The 21,917-nt window shown below is 69.2% G+C and carries 15 protein-coding genes; 6 read left to right on the top strand and 9 right to left on the bottom strand.

Going from position 1 to position 21,917, the window contains the following annotated elements:
• Positions 1–8: 8 nt before the first annotated feature.
• Positions 9–776 carry an SDR family oxidoreductase gene (locus CMC5_RS18375; protein WP_050431648.1) on the top strand — a complete coding sequence of 256 codons (768 nt, stop codon included), beginning with the start codon at positions 9–11 and terminating at the stop codon, positions 774–776.
• A 72-nt stretch (positions 777–848) separates the two neighbouring features.
• On the opposite strand, the gene CMC5_RS18370 is transcribed toward CMC5_RS18375, so the two are convergent.
• The gene (locus tag CMC5_RS18370; protein ID WP_156338705.1) at positions 849–1,739 is read right to left on the bottom strand and encodes a helix-turn-helix domain-containing protein; all 891 of its coding nucleotides are present in this window, start codon (positions 1,737–1,739) and stop codon (positions 849–851) included.
• 211 nt (positions 1,740–1,950) lie between these two features.
• Positions 1,951–5,754: a M36 family metallopeptidase gene (locus CMC5_RS46525; RefSeq protein ID WP_050431646.1), complete on the bottom strand. Its 3,804-nt coding sequence runs from the start codon at positions 5,752–5,754 to the stop codon at positions 1,951–1,953.
• A gap of 119 nt (positions 5,755–5,873) precedes the next feature.
• Between CMC5_RS46525 and CMC5_RS18360 the strand changes: the two genes are divergently transcribed.
• The 4 genes from CMC5_RS18360 to CMC5_RS18345 all read left to right on the top strand — a co-directional run bounded on the left by CMC5_RS18360 (position 5,874) and on the right by CMC5_RS18345 (position 10,670).
• Entirely contained in the window at positions 5,874–6,653 is a 780-nt protein-coding gene (locus CMC5_RS18360) for a CDP-alcohol phosphatidyltransferase family protein (RefSeq protein WP_050431645.1), read from the top strand.
• A gap of 77 nt (positions 6,654–6,730) precedes the next feature.
• Complete coding sequence (locus CMC5_RS18355) at positions 6,731–7,939, top strand: hypothetical protein (RefSeq protein ID WP_050431644.1); 1,209 nt, start codon at positions 6,731–6,733, stop codon at positions 7,937–7,939.
• A gap of 47 nt (positions 7,940–7,986) precedes the next feature.
• On the top strand, positions 7,987–8,835 hold the full coding sequence (locus CMC5_RS18350) for an alpha/beta hydrolase (RefSeq protein ID WP_218920284.1): 849 nt from the start codon (positions 7,987–7,989) through the stop codon (positions 8,833–8,835).
• A gap of 122 nt (positions 8,836–8,957) precedes the next feature.
• Positions 8,958–10,670 (top strand): L,D-transpeptidase, encoded by a 1,713-nt coding sequence (locus CMC5_RS18345; protein WP_050435974.1) that lies wholly within the window; start codon positions 8,958–8,960, stop codon positions 10,668–10,670.
• On the opposite strand, the gene CMC5_RS18340 is transcribed toward CMC5_RS18345, so the two are convergent.
• The gene (locus CMC5_RS18340; protein ID WP_156338704.1) at positions 10,657–11,349 is read right to left on the bottom strand and encodes a GNAT family N-acetyltransferase; all 693 of its coding nucleotides are present in this window, start codon (positions 11,347–11,349) and stop codon (positions 10,657–10,659) included. The two genes, CMC5_RS18345 and CMC5_RS18340, sit on opposite strands and share 14 nt — an antisense overlap.
• A 59-nt stretch (positions 11,350–11,408) precedes the next feature.
• Here CMC5_RS18340 and CMC5_RS18335 point away from each other — a divergent pair, with 59 nt between their 5' ends.
• Complete coding sequence (locus CMC5_RS18335) at positions 11,409–12,764, top strand: UDP-glucose dehydrogenase family protein (RefSeq protein ID WP_050431642.1); 1,356 nt, start codon at positions 11,409–11,411, stop codon at positions 12,762–12,764.
• Between the two features lie 22 nt (positions 12,765–12,786).
• Here CMC5_RS18335 and CMC5_RS18330 read toward each other — a convergent pair whose 3' ends face one another.
• The 6 genes from CMC5_RS18330 to CMC5_RS18305 all read right to left on the bottom strand — a co-directional run bounded on the left by CMC5_RS18330 (position 12,787) and on the right by CMC5_RS18305 (position 21,839).
• Positions 12,787–14,310 (bottom strand): sigma-54-dependent transcriptional regulator, encoded by a 1,524-nt coding sequence (locus tag CMC5_RS18330; RefSeq protein ID WP_050431641.1) that lies wholly within the window; start codon positions 14,308–14,310, stop codon positions 12,787–12,789.
• Complete coding sequence (locus tag CMC5_RS18325) at positions 14,307–16,601, bottom strand: sensor histidine kinase (protein ID WP_245678503.1); 2,295 nt, start codon at positions 16,599–16,601, stop codon at positions 14,307–14,309. Before CMC5_RS18325 ends, CMC5_RS18330 begins: the two co-directional genes overlap by 4 nt.
• Positions 16,602–16,815: 214 nt before the next feature.
• Complete coding sequence (locus tag CMC5_RS18320) at positions 16,816–18,672, bottom strand: S8 family serine peptidase (RefSeq protein ID WP_050431640.1); 1,857 nt, start codon at positions 18,670–18,672, stop codon at positions 16,816–16,818.
• The gene (locus CMC5_RS18315) at positions 18,669–19,667 is read right to left on the bottom strand and encodes a hypothetical protein (RefSeq protein WP_050431639.1); all 999 of its coding nucleotides are present in this window, start codon (positions 19,665–19,667) and stop codon (positions 18,669–18,671) included. Before CMC5_RS18315 ends, CMC5_RS18320 begins: the two co-directional genes overlap by 4 nt.
• A gap of 77 nt (positions 19,668–19,744) precedes the next feature.
• The gene (locus CMC5_RS18310; protein ID WP_050431638.1) at positions 19,745–20,053 is read right to left on the bottom strand and encodes a hypothetical protein; all 309 of its coding nucleotides are present in this window, start codon (positions 20,051–20,053) and stop codon (positions 19,745–19,747) included.
• A 328-nt stretch (positions 20,054–20,381) separates the two neighbouring features.
• Positions 20,382–21,839: a DUF4178 domain-containing protein gene (locus CMC5_RS18305; RefSeq protein WP_050431637.1), complete on the bottom strand. Its 1,458-nt coding sequence runs from the start codon at positions 21,837–21,839 to the stop codon at positions 20,382–20,384.
• Between the last annotated feature and the right edge of the window lie 78 nt (positions 21,840–21,917).

Here is a 21,917-nt window from a genome sequence, read left to right as displayed (position 1 = left end):
CGAAGGAGATGCGCATGAGCACGGACAAGATTGCCCTCGTGACGGGTGGGAGCCGCGGGCTCGGGAAGAACACGGCGCTGCGGCTCGCGGAGCGCGGCCATGATGTGGTCCTGACGTATCAAAGTCGGCAGGCGGACGCCGAGGCGGTGGTCGCCGAGATCCGCGGGAAGGGTCGCAAGGCGGTCGCCCTGGCGCTCGATACCGGCAAGGCGGGGTCGTTCGACGGGTTCGCCACGGAGCTTTCGGGGAGGCTCCGGACGGAGTGGGATCGCGGAAGCTTCGATTTCCTGATCAACAATGCCGGGATCGAGCGGAATGCCCCCATCGCCGCGACGGCCGAGGAGGAGATCGACGCGCTGTACGCGGTCCACTTCAAGGGGGTCTACCTCTTGACGCAGAAGCTCTTGCCTCACCTCTCGGATGGAGGCCGCATCGTGAATTTCTCGAGCGGGCTGGCTCGGTTCTCGTTGCCGGGCTACGCGGCGTACGGGTCGCTCAAGGCGGCCGTCGAGGCGTTCACGCGCTACCTGGCGAAGGAGCTGGGGCCGCGCCGCATCAACTGCAACGTGCTCGCGCCTGGCGCCATCGATACGGACTTCACGCGGCCGGGCTTCGACGCGCACCCGGGGGTGCGGGAGGCGATCGCCAGCCAGACGGCCCTCGGGCGCATCGGCGAGCCGGACGACATCGGAGGGGTGGTCGCGTTCCTGTGCTCCGAGGAGGCGCGCTGGATCAACGGGCAGCGCATCGAGGCGTCGGGCGGGATCTTTCTGTGAGGTGCAGGGGGTCGGGCGCGCGTCGAGGTGCAGGCCTCGTGCGGCGGGCCCGGTCGGCCGGGGTCGGCCCGGTCAGGGGCGGAGCGCGTTCGCTCCTGAACGGCGTGGGACGCGATGGGCCGCGGCGTAGCGGCCTGGCGTGGTGCGCATGATGCGCCGGAAGTGGCGGTGGAGCTGGCTCTCGTCATAGAGGCCGACGGTCTGCGCGACCTCGCGGGGGGCGACGCCAGCGACGAGGAGGGACGCTGCGCGCGCGACCCGCAGGTGGGTCAGGTACTCGTAGGGGGGGACGCCGAGGGCTTCCCGGAAGGCGCGCACGAGGTGGAACTTGTCCATGCCGCCGTGCTCCGCGAGGGTGTCGAGGGTGATCTTGTCGGCGAACGTCTCGTGCAGGTACTCGCGGGCGCGTCGCACGGCGCGGGGCACGGGGTCTTGCGTGGGTGCCTTCGTTCCCTCGGCGTAGGCGGCGACGACCTCGGTGATCGCTTCGGTGAGGCGTGTCTCCCGGGTGAAGGGGTCGGTCGTTTCGTCGGCGAGGGCTTCGTGGAGCGCGAAGACGCAGCGGCGTGCCAGCTCGTGGTCGTGTCTGGGCTCGGACAGGAACTGCACGGGGGTTCGCAGGCCGAGGGCGAGGGCGGCTTCCTCGACGAGGCGGGGGGCGACGACGGCGACCTGGAGGGAGAAGGGGGCGAGGATGCGCAGGTCGCGGTGGACCTCGCCGGGCTCCTTGAGCTTCAGGTCCCCGGCGCGACGGAGGCGCTTCCGACGGCGGTAGAGGTCCTCGAAGCAGCCGCCGTGGATGGCCACGAGGGAGTACCCCTCGGTGAAGGTGGTCTGGATCTGGGTCTCACCCACGACCCGGATCACGCGCACGCCGTCGAGGCCCTCCGGGCGGAAGTGGTCGATCCGCGCTTCGGGTGGCGGAGGGTCGCGCAGCGCGGAAGAGCTCGTCGTGGTCTCCATGGTCACCCCGTGGTCTCGGAGCGTAGCCGGGCCCCCCGGGGGGCGCACTTGGGCGATCTTGGCGAGGGTCGCGGGCGGAGGGAGGGAGCCACGAAAAACCCCCTCCGCCAGGGCGGAAGGGGTCGGGTCGGGCGCCGAGCGGGGCAGCCGCGTCTCAGGAAGCGGCTGCCGCTCGGCGCCTCAGGCGAGGGCCGCTATCAGGGTCGTCGGCTCAGTTCGCCGCGCGGCGCCGGCGCCGCGAGACGAGCAGGCCCAGCGCCGCGAGGGCGCCGAGGGAGGCCGCTCCCGAGGTGGAGTCGCCGCCAGCCACGACGCAGCCGCAGCCGCCTTCGGGGTTCGAGCCGTCGCCCGGCTCGTTCGCGCCAGAGCCGCCGACGCCGGGCGTGTTGCCGCCCACGCCAGGCTCGTTGCCGCCGACGCCACCGCCGCCGACGCCGCCGCCGCCTGCGCCACCCACGCCGGTGGAGCACACGGTCTGGTCGGCGATGAGCTCACCGAACGGGGTGTTGGTGATGCCCTGGAAGCCGATGTTGTCGAGCGTCCAGCCGATCGCGCCCGCCGCCTGGTCGGTGCCGATGCGGAACCGGAGGCGAACCGTCTGGCCAGCGAGCGCCGTGCCCAGGTCCAGGGAGACAGCATCGCGCTGCGGGTACGAGGCGTTCTGTCCCACGATCGCTTCGCGATCCGAGAGGGGGTTGCCCGCCAGGTCGGTGATCACGCCGCCGTAGCCGGGGTCGACGCCGAAGGTGGTGATGTCTTCCCAGGTGGTGCCGCCATCGGGGCTGAGCTCGATGACGCCGCCGTCCCAGTAGGTGTCGTCGGCCTCGAAGTCGTGGGCATGCTCGAAGGAGATCACGAGCGGATCGGTGTCGCTCACGAGGAGATCCGGCGACTCGAGCCAGGTGTCGGAGAGGCTCGAGAAGTCGACGCCGTGCCACACGTGGTTGCCCGGGGTGACCTGCACCCGGGTCCAGATGGTGGCGGGATCCAGCGCGTCCGCGCTCCCCAGCGTCCAGGCGGTGTTCTCGCTCTCGACCGTGTCGACCGCGGTGGTCGCCGTGGTGTCGTCGATGTTGATCCAGGGCGCCGAGGTGAGGCTCTGCTCGGTGATGCAGGCCTCGTCGCTGGTCAGCCGGACCTCGTACTCGAGGTGCGCCGGCTGCGTGAAGGAGGCATCGAGCGCCACGTCGAACTCGACCGTGGTCGAGGAGAACGGTGCGATGTCGGGGACGGCGACGGTGTTGCCACCGAGGAAGGTGGCACCGGCCGTGGTCGTCGCGATCTCGACCTGCGCGCCGGTCAGGGTGACCAGCGAGGAGTTGAAGATCTCGACCTTGAGCTTGCCGGTCTCCTCGGCGTCGAGCACGCCGTCGTTGTCGCAGGAGACGACGCTGTCATCGAGGCTCGTCCCGACGATGCTCACCGTGGGTCGCACGTCGAAGCTCTCGACGACGCCGATGAGGTCCATCGAGTAGCGGGGCGGCGACACGGCGCAGGTGCCGGCGCCGCGGCGCGCGAAGCCCTGGGCGATCAGCATGGCGTCGTCCGGGTTCGAGGCGAAGGCGACGGCGAGGATGCTGTCCCGGATCTCGGTGTGGGTCGTGTCCACCGGCGCTCCCAGCAGGCCGCCGACGACGTAGTCGGCGAAGTGGCGCTGGGCCTCGTCGAACGAGACCGCCGAACCGGGCTGCTTGGCCTCGAGGAGCACGTTGCGGTAGGCCTCGAAGAGCATCGACGCCCAGATCTCGCCCGCGTTGTGCTGCTGGGCGTTGTCCACCGCGGCAGGCTGGATGGGCTGCGACGGGAGCTGCACGCCGTTCTGGATGTGCTGGAACGTGAAGCCGTTCTTCGCCATGTCGTGGGTGTAGGGGGAGCGACGGATGCCGTAGTAGCCGTTGTCCCCGAGGACGCGCGTCGAGTAGATGGCGACGGCGAAGGTCCCTTCGAGATCGTCCTGCTCGCGGAGCATCATCTGGAGGGCGGTGAAGTCGGCCCAGCCTTCGCTCATGCCGCGGCAAGCGTGGCTGCCGCAGCGCGACAGGCGGTGGTGCAGGTAGTGGCCCCACTCGTGGGCGACGATGGCGTTGTCGATGGTGCCGTCGCGCTCGGCCTGGGAGACGCGGTGCAGGGTGGCGTTGACCTGGCCAGCCGTGATGGCGGCCTTCAGATCCACGCCGTCCTCGTACGAGATCGACATCACGGGGATGCCGACGATCGTCCCCTCGGGGGCGCCGTTGGCCAGCGTGATGGGGCCCGCGCCCGGCGCGTTGTTGGCGATGATGACGCCGATCGCGCCTTCGGCCTCGGCGTTGACCGCCTTCAGCTTGAAGGAGCAGACGCCGCGATCGATGAGCACGATCCGACCCGACGGGGAGGTCGCCCAGTTGGTCTCGCAGCCGTCGGTGACCGTGCCCGTGCCGCCGGCCGTGTTGCCGTCGTTCGCCACGATGACCTGGCCGGTCAGGTTGTAGTTCTGGAGGCCGAACGCCGCCGAGCCGGTGGTGGGGGTGGTGTTCGAGGGCTGGAGGGTCAGGCTGCGGGAGACATCCGGCGCGGACCACACGAACATCTGCATGCGCGGCGAGGTGCCGTCGGCAGGCGTGTTCATGTTGGCGTTGTTGCGGTTGCCCGCGAACACGCCGTCCTGGGCCTCGGCGCGGAGCACGTCGCCTTCGACGCCGCCTCGGCCGAAGTTGCTGGCCTGCGCGTTGCCCGCCGCTTCGTCGAAGCCGGAGATGTAGAAGTAATCGTGCAGCCAGTTGTTGACGTAGAAGAGCTGCGTCGTGGCAGCCATGAACTGGTTGGTGCTGACCGTCGGCGAGAGCGTCGGGTCATACACACGGTCGAAGGTGTTCGGGGCCGTGAGGCTCGCGCGCGAGTCGCCGCCCGGGGTGTAGCCATCGGGCGCGACGTGATCGACGTAGGCGTCGACGTTGTTGCCTACGGTCTCCGTGGCGTTGGCGGGGAGCCAGGGATCCGGGTTGCTGCCCGGCATGTTGAACCCTTCCATCGACACCAGCGAGGGCGCGATGAAGGGGGGCTCCGAGTTGTCCGGCACGCCCGTGGGATGCGGGGTGAAGTCACCGATGGGGCCGTCGAGCGGCCGCCCGTTGCCCACGGCCTCGGCCCAGACGCGGTAGTCGAACGCGTCGTTCGCCTCGAGGTGCTCGCGGTACAGGATGCGGCCGTTGTCGGCGGCCATCACGTAGCGCACGTAGTCGGAGTCGTTCACGTCCTGATGGCCCGCGTAGATCTCGACGAAGTACGCCGGGACGAGCTTCTTGCCCTCGGGGTAGAAGACCTGCTTGACCCGCGCCGGCTCGGTGAAGCCGAGCGTCAACCCCTTCATCTTCGGGGTGGGGGCAAGGTTGAAGCGGATGTAGCCGCCATCACTGCGACCAGCCTCGAGCATGGTGCTGGGCGGCGTGGGGACCCCGTAGAGGTCCTGGAACGCGGCAGCGAGCGCGTGGGCGTGCGGCAGGTTGAAGACGTGTGCGCCAGGCTTGCTCGTCGCCTTGGCATCCGGGTGCAGGTTGCCGGAGATGGCCACCAGCTCCAGATCCTGCTTCAGGATCATCTTCATTTCCTGGCGGTACACCTCGGTGCCATCGATGTGCTGGCGCAGGGTGACCACCACGGCGCCTCGCCCGAGGTCGTGAACGTGCACCACCTTCGCCGAGGCCACGGCGGCGTCGCCCAGGTTGTAGGCCCTGGCGAATCGCTCGAGGTGGTATCGGGCTGCCTCCGCCGGCTTCTGGATGTTCCGGGGGACTTTGTGGGTCTTGCTGGCTTTGACACCGTCCTTGACGGCCCACAGGAAGGAGGGAACGCCCTGACGTTCGTCCGTCGCGGAGATCACGCCCCCCGCCTTCATCGCCGCCTGCGCCAGCGCAGGCTGCAGGCTGCGCGCAGGCATCCCTGCATTGACGTCGTACCCCTGGATCTCCCTCGCTTGCACGGCAGAGCTGGCGACAAGGCCTGCGCAGAGCGCCAAGAACCGAACAGAACGCTTCATTCTACTCCTCCAAGGCCATGCGGACGCGAAGGAGCGCCCACACCCACCCCCCAGATATCCTGTCCGGGGCTTGCTTGGAAGCCGCTCGGTCCGTCGCGATCGGGCTAGGATTCGCCGCGATGATCGGTGAGGCGCGACGAATCTACACCAGCACCCGAAAGCGACACGACCAGCTCTTCAACACGTACGTGATGCGGCCGCTCGCCAGCGCGGTAGTGGCCCTGGCCGCGCGCACCCCGGTCACACCGAATCAGCTCACCCTGCTGAACCTCCTGGTGTTCCTGGTCGCGTCCGCGCTGCTGGTCCTCCTCGACGAGCCCAGCGGGGCGCTCATCGCCATCGGTGTCCTCGAGATCAGCTACTGCCTCGACTGCGCGGATGGAATGCTGGCCCGCCACAAAGGTCTGGCCTCCAAGGAAGGCCACCTCTTCGATTTCTTCACCGACGAGCTGAAGGCGACGCTCCTCGCCGGTGCGCTCGCGGGTCGGCTGTACCGGACCGGAGGCCTGGGGATCGACGTCTCTTCCTGGGCGCCTGGTGATCCGCGTTTCCTGATCGCCGGGATCGTCGCGGTCACCATCGTGGCGTCGGCCATCTCGCTGACGAACTTCGTGCGCCGCCCGGAGCTCAGCGGGCGCGCCGTCACGGTCGAGGCCTACTACGAGAGCGTGGAGCAGCCAGCCAAGCGCTCGCCCGTCGCCCGGCTGGGTGGCCTCGTGATGACCTTCCTTCGGTTCCTCAACCACTATCCCAGCCACATCTGGATCTTTGCGCTCGTAGGAAGGCTCGATCTCCTGTTCTGGATGTACATGGGTCTCAACCTGCTCTACCTGGCGCGCGGCTGGCTCGGCCTGGTGCTCCGCTTTGGACGCCCGACGGCGCCCCCCTCGGCGGGTTGAGTCGTCCGCGGTTCCCCATGGTCTTCTCAGCCGCCTGGGCCGCAGATACCCTCCGAGGCCGCCGAAGGGGGACACCCATGCTGCTCCGTCGACACGCCCTGATCACCTCGCTGTCGCTGGTCGCTCTCACCGCCTGTGGCTCCGACTCCTCGGGAGGTGCCCCTGGAGGGCCCACACCGCAGGATGCATGCGCCGAGCTGCTCGAGACATGCCTCGCGCGTCAGCAGGCCTGCGAGGTGGCCGACGGAGCGGCGAGCTGCGTGGCGTGTCCGAGCGGGCACTACGCCGCCGCCTCGGGGCACTGCGCGCGCATCGAGGGAGCTTCGACGGCGCACGAGTTCGAGAAGTTCACCGTCCAGCCAGGGGAAGAGGTGAGCGGGCTCTGTCAGAGCTGGACGCTGCAGAACGCCGAGGCGCTGTGGGTCAACGCGGTGGAGCTGTCCCAGGACGCGGCGTCGCACCACTCCAACTGGACCTACGTCCCTGCCAACCTGTACGACGGCCCCGACGGCGTGTGGCCTTGCAGCGAGCGCAACTACCACCAGCTCTCGGCGGCCGTCTCGGGGGGCGTCCTCTACGCGCAGTCGACCCAGGCCGCTCAGGAGGTGCAGCGCTTCCCCAACGGCGCCGCGGTGAGGATCCCTCCCTACGCGCGGATCATCGGGGATGTCCACCTGCTCAACACCAGCCCGACGCCGATCAGCGGCAGTGTGCGGCTCACCCTCTACACGCTCCCGGAAAGCGAGGTGGAGGTGAAGCTCGTGCCCTTCCACCTGACGTACCATGGCCTCGATCTTCCGCCGCGCGCCACGTCACGCTTCAGCGGAGCGTGCAAGGTGAGCGACGCCTTCCAGGGTGCCACCGGGAAGCCGCTCGAGATGGACATCTATTACTTGCTGCCGCACTACCACACGCTCGGGCAGCGCTTCTTCCTGGAGCAGCTCGGGGGTCCGGACGCGGGGCGCGCGTTCTTCGATGGCCGCGGGCAAGAAGGCGAGGCCAAGGGGCGGTCGTACGATCCGCCCCAGCGTGTGGAGAACGCGGAGGGTTTCACCTTCGGCTGCGAGTTCGAGAACCCCCGGAGCGAGCGCGTGGGCTGGGGCCTGGGTGACCAGGAGATGTGCGAGATCCTGGGCTTCGCGGATGCGGCGGCGGCCTTCGAGTCGACCGTGTCCACGGCGACGCCGGACGGCACCGACGAGCACGTCCAGCGCTTCACGGGTGCGTGCGGGACCCTCGCGTTCCCGTGGAATCACGACAAGGAGGGCGGGCCACCTCCCCCATGAAGGAACCCGAGCGACGCTCCTCCACGAGAGAGTCCAGGAGCTTGCGGGTGCTCCGCCGCGCCCTCCTGTCCCTGCTCGCGCTCTATGGCGCGCTCCTGCTGTTCGCGCTGTTCGGCGCCGATCGCATCCTCTACATGCCGCACGCGGCGCGCTACGTCGCGGGGTCGGAGATCACGCTGCTCTCGACCGAGGGCGGGGCGAAGATCGCCGCGCGCCACTGGCCGACGCGGGGGGCGCGTTACGTCGTGCTCTTCAGCCACGGCAACGCGGAGGATCTCGACGACATCGAACCGTTCGTGGAGCGCCTGCGCGCCCTCGGACTCTCGGTGTTCGCATACGACTACGAGGGCTACGGGCTCAGCGAGGGCTCCCCGTCGGAGAAGGGCCTCTACGCCGACATCGACGCGGCGTACGCGCACCTCACGGGGCCGCTGGGATACCCGCCGGAGCGGATCATCGCCTACGGGCGGTCGCTGGGGGGGAGTCCGTCGGTGGATCTCGCCCGCCGCGCGCCCCTGGGGGGGCTGGTGCTGGAGAGCGCGTTCACGTCCGTATACCGGGTCGCGACCCGGATCCCGCTGTTTCCCGGTGACCGGCACGTGAACATCGACAAGATCGGGGACGCTCGCTGCCCGGTGCTGATCCTCCATGGGCGTCGCGACGGCATCGTGCCGTTCCACCATGGAGAGGCGCTGTTCGCCAGAGCGCCCGAGCCCAAGCGGGCGCTCTGGATCGACGAGGCAGGGCACAACGACTTCGTGTTCGTCGCCGGGGAGGCTTACGATCGTGCGCTGCGCGGCTTCGTGGCGCTGCTCGACGAGCACGTGGAGCGCTCCGAGACGGCGGCGGCCTCGCCGGAATGGGGTCGCCAAGCGCTCGCGGCCGTCGTTCGGTAGATGTCGGCGTGACGACCCAGCGCGGCGCAGGCGCTCCAAGATGGTGTCCTGCGGCACGTTCGCCCCAGGTCGAGGCATCAAAAACTGGACGGATTGGCCTGTCCGTGGAATCGCCGAGCGTCATGCATCGGACGCGCTCCACAGCACCCCCCCGGGCGCGTGGGCGCGGAGGCCAGGCGGCCCCGCGCCTGCGGTTGTCGACGTTCGCAGCGTTGCTGCTCGCCGCCGGGGGGTGCGGCCGATCCGACGCAAGCCCTGCATCGACGGGTGCTGGGGCTCCTGCCCTGAGCGCCAGCGCCGATCCCACCGGAAGTGGGTCGGCCGAGGTCACGCCGGCAGCGACCGGAGCCCCGTCCGGGGCCGCGGAAGACGAGCCGCCGCCCGAACCGCCGGGGACGCCGGACGTGGTGAGCCTGGCGGGGGTCACCACGCTGCCGCCTCCCATCGCCGAGGGTGCTCCTCGGCTGGGCATCACGGGGCTCATCGTCCGGGCGTACGCGCGGCCGACCGCGAGTTCCAAGGTGGTGGGCTTCCTGCGCGCCGGCGCAGTCGTCGAGACCGAGGGGGACACGGCGGGCACCGAGGGCTGTCCCGGGGGCTGGCGCAAGCTCAAGCCGCACGGCTACGTGTGCCTCGGCCGCGAGGCGACCCTCGATCTGGAGCACGAGGTGATCCGCGCCGCGACCCGTCGGCCCGATGTGACGCAGAAGCTCCCGTACATGTACGGCGTCGTCACCCGCGGGGGCCCGGCGTACGCCCGGCTGCCCACGGAGGCGGATCTGAAGCGCCTGGAGCCGAGCCTCAAGAAGCACATCGATAAGTGGAAGAAGGACTCGGTCAGCGGGGCCACCTACGGGCTCGATGTCTGGATGAAATGGGCCGACAAGCCAGCGCCGCCTGCGCTGGAGGCGTGGGAGCAAAAGATCACCGACGGGGTGCCCTGGTACCTGCAAGGGGGCCGGCAGGTGCCCAACGTCTCCGGGGCGATCAAGAGCGCGGAGGATGTGAAGCTCGGCGAGGTCTCCCGACGAAACGGGATGGCGTTCGTGGAGTCGTTCCTGCACGAGGGGCGGCGCTACAACGTGAGCCCCGACCTGCGCGTCTTGCCCGCCGATCGTTACCGGCCGATCCGCGGCTCGGATTTCCACGGGTGGGAGATCGGCAAGGAGATCGAGTTCCCGTTCGCGCTCATCCGGCGCCCTGGTGGCAAGACGTGGCGGCTCGATGGGTCGAAGAAGCTCGTGGAGGCGGGGGATCTGGAGTGGCGGAGCGCGGTGGCGCTCACCGGGAAGCAGCAGTTCTTCGGTGGCAGGCTGCACTACGAGACGAAGGACGGTCAGTGGATCGATGACCGTTACGCAGGGCGGGTGGACGCGGCGAAGAAGATGCCGGCCTGGGGGAAGAACGGGGAGCGCTGGATCGACATCAACCTGACCAAGCAGGTGCTCGTGGCCTACGAGGGGACCACGGCGGTGTTCGCGACGCTGGTGTCCACGGGGGAGGCCGGCCTGGCCGATCACGAGAAGACGACGGCGACGCGCAAGGGGATCTTCCGCATCCACACGAAGCACGTGTCGAGCACGATGGACTCGGACACGGTGGGCGAGGAGTTCGAGCTGCGGGACGTGCCCTACGTGCAGTACTTCCAGGATGGGTACGCGCTCCACGGGGCGTACTGGCACGACAGCTTCGGGAGACCGAAGAGCCACGGCTGCATCAACCTCGCGCCCGAGGACGCGCGCCGTCTGTTCTGGTGGACGGAGCCTCAGGTGCCGCCGGGCTGGCACGGGGCAGCGCGTTCGCTCACAGGGACGGTGGTGTTCATTCACCCATGAGGGTGGAGCGAATGGCGAGCAGGGACTGGGCGGCGATGCGGAGCAGCCGTCGGAGGGGATGATCCTCCCCTCCCCGGGTCGAGAGCACGCCCTCTTCCACCACGGCGTCGTCGAGGCGCACGTCGAACACCAGGGTGTCCCCGTCCTGCTCGCGCAACGTGGCGCCGGCCGCTTCGAGGAGGTGCCGGATCGGCGCGTTCTCTTCCAGCACCGTGGCCCTGAACTGGTGGATGCCACGCTCCCGCGCGGCCTCGACCAGCGTGCCGAGCAACAGGCGGCCCAGGCCCTTGCGCTGGGCGTGATCCATGACGGTCACCGTGGCCTCGGCCACGTGGGGTTCATCCGGGAGGCGGATGAAGCGGCCGACGCCGAGGCCTTCTTCCCGCTTGAGATCGAGGGAGTCGATGGTGGCGACGATCGCCACGTGGTTCACGCCGTCCACGTCGGTCAGGTAGCTCAGCACCGTGTCGGAGAGGTCGCCCGCCAGCGAGAGGAAGCGACGGTACCGTGCTTGCGGGGAGAGTCGCCGGAACTGGCGGCGTAGTTCCTCTCTGTCCGCTGGCTGGACCATCCGCAGCGTCACCTGCGTTCCATCCGCGAGGCTCGCCTGCCGAGAAAAGTCGGCGCTCAGGTTCACCATCCCTCGCAGATCCAGGACACAGAGCCATCCGATGCGCACCTTGCGGCCGCGTCAAGGGGCGCGTGGACGGAGAATGACTTCGTGGTAGCGTCCGCGCCATGCAGCTTGCGGTCATTGGAACGGGTTATGTCGGCCTGGTCGCCGGCGCGGGCTTCGCCGAGTTCGGCAACGATATCGCGTGCGTGGACGTGTCCGAGGCGAAGATCGAGATGCTCAAGCGAGGGCAGGTGCCCATCTATGAGCCGGGCCTCGAAGAGCTGATCGCCAAGAACGTGCGCGATGGTCGGCTCCAGTTCTCGACCGATGTCGGAAGCGCCATCCGCGGCGCCGAGGTGGTCTTCATCGCCGTAGGGACGCCCTCGGCCGAGGATGGCTCCGCAGATCTCTCCGCGGTGTACGCGGTCGCAGAGACCATCGGCAAGACGCTGGAAGGGTACAAGGTCGTCGCGACGAAGAGCACGGTGCCCGTGGGTACGGCCGACAGGATCCGAGCGATCATCTCGTCGCAGACCGAGCACCCCTTCGGCGTCGCTTCGAACCCCGAGTTCCTGAAGGAAGGCGACGCGGTGAACGACTTCATGAAGCCCGACCGGGTGATCATCGGGTCGGACGATGCGCGCGCCAAGGAGGTGCTGCGGCATCTCTACAATCCGTTCGTGCGCACGAGCGATCGTATCCACCTGATGGATCCTCGGAGCGCCGAGCTGTCCAAGTATGCGGCCAACTGCATGCTCGCCACGCGCATCTCGTTCATGAACGATCTGGCGGTGCTGGCGGAGAAGCTGGGGGCCGACATCGAGCTGGTGCGAAAGGCTACCGGCGCCGATCCGCGCATCGGGCCGAAGTTCCTCTTCCCGGGGCCTGGCTTCGGTGGCTCCTGCTTCCCGAAGGATCTATCGGCACTGCTGTACACGGCACGGGAGAGAGGCCACGAGCTGTCGATCGTCGAGGCAGCGCAACGCATCAACGCCCGCCAGAAGCACTTGCTCGGAGAGAAGATCCTGGCGCACTTCGCAGGCGCTGGGTCCGCAGCGCCTCCGGTCGAGGCGCAGGCCGAGGGGGGCACCCGAGGGCCTCTCGCCGGTCGCACGATCGCGATCTGGGGGCTGTCGTTCAAGCCGCGGACCGATGACATCCGAGAGTCGCCGGCCCTGACGCTGATCGATGATCTCCTCGCCGCTGGCGCCACGGTGCAGGCCCACGATCCGCAGGCGATGCCGGGTGTCCGGGCGATCTACGGCGGCCGCGTGATGATGAGCGACGGGATGTACGGGGCAGTCGAGGGCGCCGATGCGCTGGTGCTGGTGACGGAGTGGCACGAGTACCGACGCCCCGACTTCAAGCGGCTGCACCGCATCATGAACACACCGGCCCTGTTCGATGGGCGGAACATGTGGGAGCCCGACGAGCTGCGCGGGCTCGGCTTCTCCTACCAGAGCATCGGGCGCCCCTGACCGGGGCGCGCAGCGCGCGTCGTCAGTCGTCGTCCGAAGAAGGTCCCGGCGGCACCGAGGACGAGCGCGGCGTGAACCTCCGGCTGCTCGGGGGGCTCTCCACCCGTCGGCTGCTCGGAGGGCTCTCCACCCGTCGGCTGCTTGGTGGGCCCTCTTCGGTGGCAGGGCCCGAGGAGTGCCGATCCCACCGGCGCTCCAGCATCTTGCGATCGACGCCGATGAGCCGGGCGGCGGCTGCTTTGTTGCCCCCGCAGCTCTCGATGGCGTGATGGAGCACGGCGCGCTCCATCACCCTCAGCTTGGAGCCGAGCCGCTCGGGAAGCGCGAGCAAGGCCCTGGCGATGCGATCCACCTCCGCCGTGGCATCGAGGACCGGGCGCTCCTTCGCCAGCTCTTCCAGGGTGGGGACGTCGATGAGGTCTTCGTCCGCGAGCAGAGCGAGGCGCTCGACCAGGTTGCGGAGCTCGCGCACATTGCCAGGCCACGGGCGCCTGAGCAGCCACTGGACGGCCTCCTCGGTGTAGCGCAGCTTGCGCGGGAGCTCGGCCGTGAAGGCGAGCAGGAGGTCCATGAGGTCGTTCTCGCGCTCGGCCAGCGAGGGCAGGTAGATGGTCACGACGTTGAGGCGATAGAACAGGTCCTCCCGGAAGCGGCCCTCGCCGATGCGCTTCTCGAGGTCCACGTGCGTCGCCGCCAGCACGCGCGCCCGGAGGGGGATCTCGGTCTCGGAGCCGAGCGGCCGGAAGCGCCGGTCCTCCAGCACGCGGAGCAGCTTGGCCTGCATTTCGCCCGGCATCTCGGCGATCTCGTCGAGGAGGATCGTGCCAGCCCCGGCCAGCTCGAGCTGGCCGCGTGTGCGCCGCTCTGCGCCCGTGAAGGCGCCTCGCTCGTGGCCGAAGATCAGCGACTCGATCAAGGTCCCCGGCAGCGCCGAGCAGTTCACGGCCACGAAGGGTTCGCCGCGGCGTGAGCTCATCTCGTGGAGCGCGCGGGCGACCATCTCCTTGCCGCTGCCCGTCTCTCCGCGGATCAGCACGGTGGAGTTCGACTCGGCGACGCGCTCGACGAGGCGGCGGACCCGCTCGATGGCGGCCGAGGAGCCGAGGATCGCCCGTGTTCCCCAGGTGCGATCCACCCGCTCGCGCAGGCGCGCGACCTCGCCCTTCAGGGTGAGGCGCTCTCGCTGTCCCTCGACGATGGGGAGCAGCATCTCGGGGCAGAGCTCGTCCTTGAGCACGTAGTCTTGCGCCCCGAGCCGCATCGCCTCGCGGATCTCGTTGAGTTCGCTCACGGAGGTGACCATCACGGCCGGCGTGGTCCGCCCAGCGGCGCGCACCCGCCGGAGGATGTCGAGGCCGCCGCGATCCCTCGGGTCGTCGGAAAGGCGCACGTCGAGCAGCAAGAGATCCGGCGGGCTGCGCTCGATCATGGACAGGGCGTCGTCCATGCCCGTGGCCTCGAGGATCTCGATCCCATCCAGGGACGCCAGCATCTGCCGCAAAACCCGCCGGGCGCTTCGCTGATCGTCGACGATCAGAATCCTCACGCGACCTCTTCCTCCGGGATCTCGGCCGGCAACGCCGCGTCGGCGATGTCGGTGGCGGGGATGGATATCACGAACCGTGTCCGCGCGTCGCCGCGCTCCACGCCGATCGACCACCCGTGGGCGCGCACCAGGCGATGCGTGATGGCCAGGCCGAGCCCCGTTCCGCGTGGCTTCGTCGTGTACCAGGGCGCGAAAATCCGCGCCGGATCACCGCTCACACCTGGCCCCGTATCCCACACGACGAGCTCTGCTCCCGCCGCGCCCGCGGACCAGCTCACCCCCACGTCCCCACACTCGCCGGCGGCGTCGAGCCCGTTCGAGAGGAGGTTCACCAGCACCTGCATGATCTGATCGGCATCACACTGGAGATATACGGGGCCGTCGATGCGGACGTCCACGCGTCTCTTGCCGAGCTGATCGCGGAGGAGCATTTCCGCCTTGCTCACCAGATCGTGGAGCGCGCGTGTGCGCCGCTCGATGCGTCGGAGGGTGACGCGGCGCAAGCCCATGACCAGCCGCTCGAGGCGCTCGACCTCCTCGCAACCGATCTCGACCTCCTCGGCGTCCAGGGTCTGGGCGTGGGGGCCCCGCTGGAAGATGGATCGGAAGAAGTTGATCGGGTAGCGGACCTCGTGGGTGATCTCGGCGGCGAGCGTCTCGATCAGCGCGACGCGCTCGTCACGCCACGCCGCCGCCTGCTCCCTCCGTCGCTGCTCGAGCTCGGCGTAGCTCAGCGCATGAGCCATGGCGAGCGCCGCGAGGTTCCCGATGGTGCGCAGCAGGACGAGGTCCTCGCTGGTGAACAGCGCGCCTCCCGCCTTCGGCCCCACCTCCAGCATGCCGAGCGCGCGGCCGTGGAAGGAGACAGGAAGCACCAGCTCGCCTCCTGCGTGCAGGGAAGGACGCGCGATGATGGCCCTGGGCCCGCTCGCCTCCGCGCCCTCGGCGCTGTCGTCGTCGTGCTCGGCCTCCACCTGGCGAAACGAGACGTTCTCGCAGGGAAGCCACCGCCGCACCGTCCGCTCCACCGCTCGGGCCACCTCGCCAGGGTCCGAGACCAGGGTCAGCTCCTCGCTGAGCTGCTCGATGGTCGGTTTGTACTCGGCCCGCGCCGGGAACAGTTTCCGATCACCCGCGCCGAGGGCGAACATCACCAGGCCGGCGCCCAGCATGGCCGCTGGCGCTGCGACGCGGAGGGCGACGGAGGCCGAGGCCCCCGCGAGGGGTGCGCAGGCCACACACAGGGTCACCGTGAACGTCAGCATCGCCGTGACGATGATCAGGCGCGTGAGCGGACGGCTGAGCAGCGCACGGCTCCCCCAGAGGTCGTACTTGACGAACGCGAAGAGCGACGCGAGCGGCGTGAGGGCCAGCGCTGGAATGGCGAACCACAGGATGGCCTGGGGCAAGCCGAGCATCACCGACATGCAGGCCAGGCCCAGGACGCCGTGGGGAGGGACCATGGCGATCAAGAGCGCCCGCAAGGTCTGACGGCGGGCCCCCTTGGTCCTGACGAAGCGGACCAGGAAGGAGGTCGTGAAGAAGAGGAGCGAGATGCCGAACAGCACCGCGCAGACGTCACGCAAGCCCACGGTGGTCTCACCGAGCGCGAGCAGCACGAGCATGCCACCGGCGAGCGCCCACCCGACGCCGTCCACGAGGTGGGGGATCCATGGCCACCGCCTGAGCTGTGGGACGTCGTCCGGGAGCCTCATGGGCAGGACGAAGAAGCCCATCGGCACGAGGGCGTAGGCCATCAGGAAGAGCGGAACGAGGGCGCGGGTCGTGTGGTAGTCGAACAGCGTGAGCAGGAAGAGGGCGGCGACGAGCGCGACCTTCGCGAAGGTACGGGCGAGCTTGCCCCGTGGGCTGGCGCTGACGGCGATGAGCGCCGCCATCGTGTAGAGCGACGCGATCAACATCGGCCCGCCAGCGTAGAGCCACCACGCGAGCGGCTCGAGGGGACGCACCTCGAGCGTCACCTCGCGCACGCCACTGCTGGTGGCAAAGCGGGCGCGCACCGAGCTGCGCTGATCGCGCGCGGCCTTCTCCACCGCATCGTCCCAGGCGCTGGAGGGATAATGCCCGGGCGCGGCCTGCAAGGGCACGCCATCCACTTCGAGCAACCGGTCCGGGTAGCGCAGCCCCTTCTGCATGCCTTCCCAGGAGGGGAGCGCAAGGCTGGACACGACTCCCTCTGGATCGACGAGGAGCCCGGCGAAGGGTCGCTCGTACCAGGCAACCGCGCCTCGCAAGCTCAGCCCCGCGACGAAGAACGCAGAGGCCGCCACGAGCGCCAGGATCCAACGTCGGAACGAAGGAGCAGACATCAGACACGAAGGCGCTGTACAGGCTGCACCTTGATTGAACACGATACGCTGGAACTCGCGACGGACCAATGGTGCTTGCGAGAAAAGCAGATCCAATGGTGGGCTCGCTCGGCTAGCCAGAACACGCAAGCGTCAGGTCGACCGAGGTGAGGTCGCGACGCGCGTCACCGACGAATCAGCGGTGGCCGATCTGGCCGGCCAGATCGGCCACCGCCGATTCGATGGTGTCCATCTGCTCGACCGGGCCTCGTGTGGCTCGCTCCGCACGGGAAAGCAGCGCGTTCAGCTCGGCCGAGACACGCGGCCCCGGCCGCGGCACACACCGGCACGATGAAAGCTTCCGGAGCAACAGGGCGAGGGCGCGGAGCAGCGCCCCGGCACCGTGAGCCCGCCGACGCTCCGGATTGCCCGCGGTGAGCCGTGCGTGTCGGAGCAGGACGCAGACGTCGTGGAGCAGGCTTGCGTCGGCGATCAGGGCGCGAACCGACCAGCGAGCCAGACGACGTGAGTAGAGCGACTGGATGACGGGCGCGGTGCGACGGAGATCGGACCACATCACCGCGGCAGCGACCTCCCCCATGCGCTGCAAGGCGAGGGCGACCGGATCGCCCGCCACCAAGCATGCTCTGCCTGCGTGGATCTGACCGTAGCCGTGCTTCGCATTGTGCCCATCCCCATCTCTTCCAGCAGGGAGCACATCGTCCGGATCGGCGAGTGGCAGCACATGCGGAGGGAGGTCCGTCGAGACAGGCTCGAGCGTCCAGGTCATGATCGCGTCCAGTTCTTCCACCCTCAGCGCTGGATTCTGGGCAAGCACGAGGAGAAGGGCGCCCGCGGCCAGGGCCGACGCTCCGCTCGACTCGGCGTGATAGAGGCGCTCCGCTGGCCGTGCGCGCGAGCCGGCGAGGCGACGCTCGAGCGGGAACGCCATGTCGTCGCCAGGCGCGAGCCAGCGAACAGCGGGGCCCCGGTTGGCGAAGGGTCGGCTCCGCCCTCGTCGATCTCTCCAGAGGAACCAGCCACCACCGCGTGCGCTCGGGCCGATGCAAAACACCCTCGGATCGCTCGCAGGCTCTCCGAGACCGAGGGAGAAGCTGGCGTGAAGCGATCCAGCCGGGCTCGATGCCTCTCGTCCTGTGGGGATGACCACCGGCGTTCCCCTGCCCTTCCGACCCCAGCGCCAGGCGAAATCGAGCGCGTCGTCCAGCAGAGGGCTGGAACAGCCTTCCAGGTAGGTGGCGCAGAGAATGACATCTGCCCCATCGAGGACCGCGCGGGCGATGGCCAGCGGCAGCGCGAGCACGGAGGTCCCTGGCTTCGGGATGAAGTACAGGCGCGGCGAAGCGTCGGGAGCGACGCCCCTGAAATCGTCGGCCCGCTGACCGCTCCCGATGGCCCACGCCACCATCAGCGCACCGTGCATCGTGCCCTGAGAAGCGCGCTCGACGAGGACGAGGACTTCACCGTCGAGCGAGATCCGGTCGACGCCCGCGCCGTCGTCGTCGATGACCGCCAGCCGCGTGCCAGCCCCCCCTCCGAAGCGTCCTCGATCCACGCCGAGGCCTCCCTCTTCATGGCGAAGGAACCATCGGCCTGGCGTCTCCGGATCCTCTCCACGGGAGGGACGTCGGGCTGCCCAGCGCCGGCCACGCCTCTCCAGGAGCCCGAGGACGGGCGCGACGGTCCCCGGGCCGAAGGCAGGGGCCACCGCGAACGAAGACCGGACCGCGGAGGCCACGTAGCGCAGGGAGATTTCCGAGGAGAGCAGCGCTCTCTCCACCGCGATCAGAGGCACCGTCGTCGACGCCCGCGCGCGATACCAGAACAGCGGCATGCGCTCCACGAGCGGCTCCACGGAGAGGTCCGAGGCGAGGGGTCGCAGTCGCGCGGCGAGCAAGTCGGGATCGACCGCACGGGAGAGTGCCAGCACCGCATCGAGCGGGAGGGGCTCCTCATCGCCCGTCGACGGAGGCAGCGGCGCATACCCGAAGTCCCAGGGCGGCCGAGCCGTACGCGCGCGCTCGTCGCTCACGCCAGCACGGTTCTCGCCCAGGCCGAGAGGGCACGCGCACGATGCGCATACCCTGGGCTCTCCGCCTCGCAACGCACGAGCTCCCTCATCTGCCCCTCGCGTGCCCGAGCCCACGCAGCGATCCGGCGCGCTCCGAGCACCTCGGCGCGACGCCGGGCGCGGGTGAACTCGTGGCGAGACAGCTCCAGCATGCGGACGAGCGTCCCCGTAGAGAGCACGAGCGCCTTCGTCTCCTCCAGGGAGAGCGCGCTCGCCACCGGAGCTCGAGGCCCATCTCCAGCAGGATGGCGCTGCTCCTGCAAGGCGCCATGGGTCAACGCCACCGCCCACGCACCGCCACGGGCCCAGTCGTCCTCCCAGTCCATGACGTCGTCGTAGAACTGCAACGCCAGCCAGATCGACTCCAGCATGTGCGAGAGCGTCTCCCTCCAGCGGGTGTTCCAGCCAGCCGCGGCGGCGAGCGCCACCGAGGCGGGGATCCCGGAGCGCTGTTTGACGCGGGAGACGGCGAGGTATCTCGCCTGGCTCACAGGGTGCCGGTGAGCCAGCACCTCGCGCTCCTGCGCGATGATCTGGGCCACACTCTCGTCCACGGTCGTGAAGTCGGGGACGGCGGCCCCATCGGCCAGCGCGGCGAGGCGCTGCATCGCGGCGTCCCGGCTGCGTCGGACATGCGCCAGGAGGGTCTCCAGCTGCCAGGTCTGCCGGACCTGTCCGTCGGCGACGCGATCAGAGCCGAACGCATCGATGATGGCCAGCATGTGCGCAAGCAGGGCGTCCTGAACCGTGGTGCCACGCACATGCGGCATCAGCTCGGTCAACATGGCGGGTGCCGCGAGGGTGATGCCGTGGCTGAACACGGCACTCCACGGGATGTCCCGGCTCGGAGCAAGCCCGAGCGTACACGCTAGACCCTGCGCTTCGGCGTGAAGCATGCCCGGGAGGGTCTGACAGAATGCCTGGTACAGCTCGTCGACCCACTGAAGCTCATGCATGCCGGGAGACCTCCCTCCCGCTGGGTGAGATGCCTGCGGGATCGCTCTGCACCGCCAGAGTGCCCCCCGCGATCATCTCAGTACATGTTCGAATCCTTCCAGGGGGAAAGCGCGACGTTGAAACGCTCTTCCACCAGGATCGCGCGCCAGTGCAGCATCTGCACCGCGCTCAGCCCGCTGAACGTTCCCACCCAGTCCCGGATGCGCTCGTTGAGTTGCGCCCGGACCTGAGCCGCGTCCTCGGGCTCCTCGTCGCTGTGTTCCGGTGAAGCGCCATACATCGCGAGGAGCTGCCTGAACTCGTCGAAATGCTCCTGGTGATGGAGCAGGGAGAGGTAGAGCGCGCGGAGCTGCGCGTGGGGATCGAACGAGCCGGCGGTGTGCATGAGACTCCAACCGCGCCGGCCGAGATGCCGACGCCAGGCCGCCGCATTGCACAGGGCGGGCCGGGCCTGACACACCATCTAACTTGTTGAATTCACTCAATTCACTTCGCCGCTCACCGCCAGCGACTACCCGGATCCGACCACCGCGTGCCCGAAAGCGACCATTCCACTTCTCCGGTACAGGCGGCCTCCGTTTCGCGTTCGGTTCCCCAGACGACCATGCCGCCTTCCTGGGCTCGGTCGATGCCAGGAGCATGTCCGCCGGACCTCGTTGTCCACCCCACGACGACACGCTCGTCCGTCAACGCGACGAGACGCCCGGCGGCCGTTACTTTCCGCCGCCGAAGCTCGGCCCGATGAAGACGCCGCCGCCCCCTCCACCACCACTGCAATCGCTTATTGCGATGAAAAAGATGATCAGCAAGATCACCCCCACGATCAAAATGATCGTGCAGAGCCCACCTCCCTGGGCGGATGCGTCCAGGGCTACGGGAGGGGGCTGCAGGTTGAAGGCGGAAGCCAGCTCCTTGCCCGGGAGAGGCTCGCAGAACGAGTAGGTCACCTCGGAAGGCGCCTCTTCCACGCTGACCTTGCCGCCGGGTCCTTGAAACTCGGTCGCACGGACACGCTCGCCGATTTCCACCTTCCAGTAGAACTCGCCGATGACGTACTCGACCTCGGCGTCGACCCTTTGCTTGAAGGTGTAGGACGCCCCGCGGAACATGGCCGAGCCTCCCGCGACAGCCACCTCGCCCGGCGGGATGGGGGTGACGAGCTGCCACGCGCCGTCTTCCTCCATCAGCCACAGGTAGCCCGTGCGCGGGCCGGCATAGAGCAGGTACTCGCGCCAGCGATAGCGCTCCCCCTCCACGGTACACCCGCGGATCACGAAGCCGATGCAGATGACCCGCATCCCGCGGAGCTGTCCCTCTGCGCCGATCGGAACGTACGGCTCCATCGGCGGCCTGGGCGCTTGACCGAGCGCCACCAGCGCGCCTTGCCTCAGGTCGCTCGCGGTGCCGCAATACCGGCAGACGATGCGCTCCGCCGTGCTCGGTGCGACGAGCGGCAGGTTCCCTCCGCACGTGGGACAGGACAGCGCGGTGACCTGGGCTTCGGCCTGCTGCACGGGCGCCCCCGACGCGAGCTGCAGCACGGCAGGATCGATCTGCCCGCCCAGGTAGAGCTTCGGCGGGATCCGCTGGCCATCGCCGTAGTCCAGGGTTCCGAAGGCGCCGTTCGGGCCCGCGATGTCCGCGTAGCCGGTGGGGATCCCGGGGGCGGCAACCGATGGCAGCTCCCCTTCGCCCGAGATCACGCGTCGGCGACCCACCTCGGCGACGGTGAAGACACCGTACCCCTGGAGCTGGATCTGCGCGCCCGGTCGGAGTGAGCCGAGCGGAGGCAAGCCACCAGGTGGGAGCGCGACCTCCGAGGTCGAGTACCAGCGCCCTTGCGCCGAGGCGACCCAGCACCAGCGGCCGCTGTTCGGGAAGGTGACGAAGTGCTCTTGCCAGGGCGCCCCGGGGGCCCCCTCGCGATCGAGCTGCACCCGGCCATCGACGACGAAGGGTTCGTTCCCCCAGCGCCCCATGACCCCGAGCTGCAAGGGCGTCGGGATGTCCACGAGGTCGGACATCCTCCCCACGGCCTGCAAGTTACGGTCGGTGCGCGCGACGACGAACTTGCAGTGCTTGCACACCTGCGCGGCCGCTCCCGCGAAGCGGAACGTCATCGGCGCCCCGCAGGAAGGGCACGCGGCGGTGCGGTCGAACGGCGTGCTCACAGCGGCATACTAGAAGCCGGGCCGGCCGAGGCGCCATGGTTTCCGTCGCCCAGGCCGCTCCTCGGCGCCACAGGCCCT

Origin of the sequence: Chondromyces crocatus (genome assembly GCF_001189295.1) — a bacterium.
Classification (GTDB): domain Bacteria; phylum Myxococcota_A; class Polyangia; order Polyangiales; family Polyangiaceae; genus Chondromyces; species Chondromyces crocatus.
Note: the sequence above shows the minus strand (reverse complement) of the source record. Positions and strands in the feature narration are given on the sequence as shown.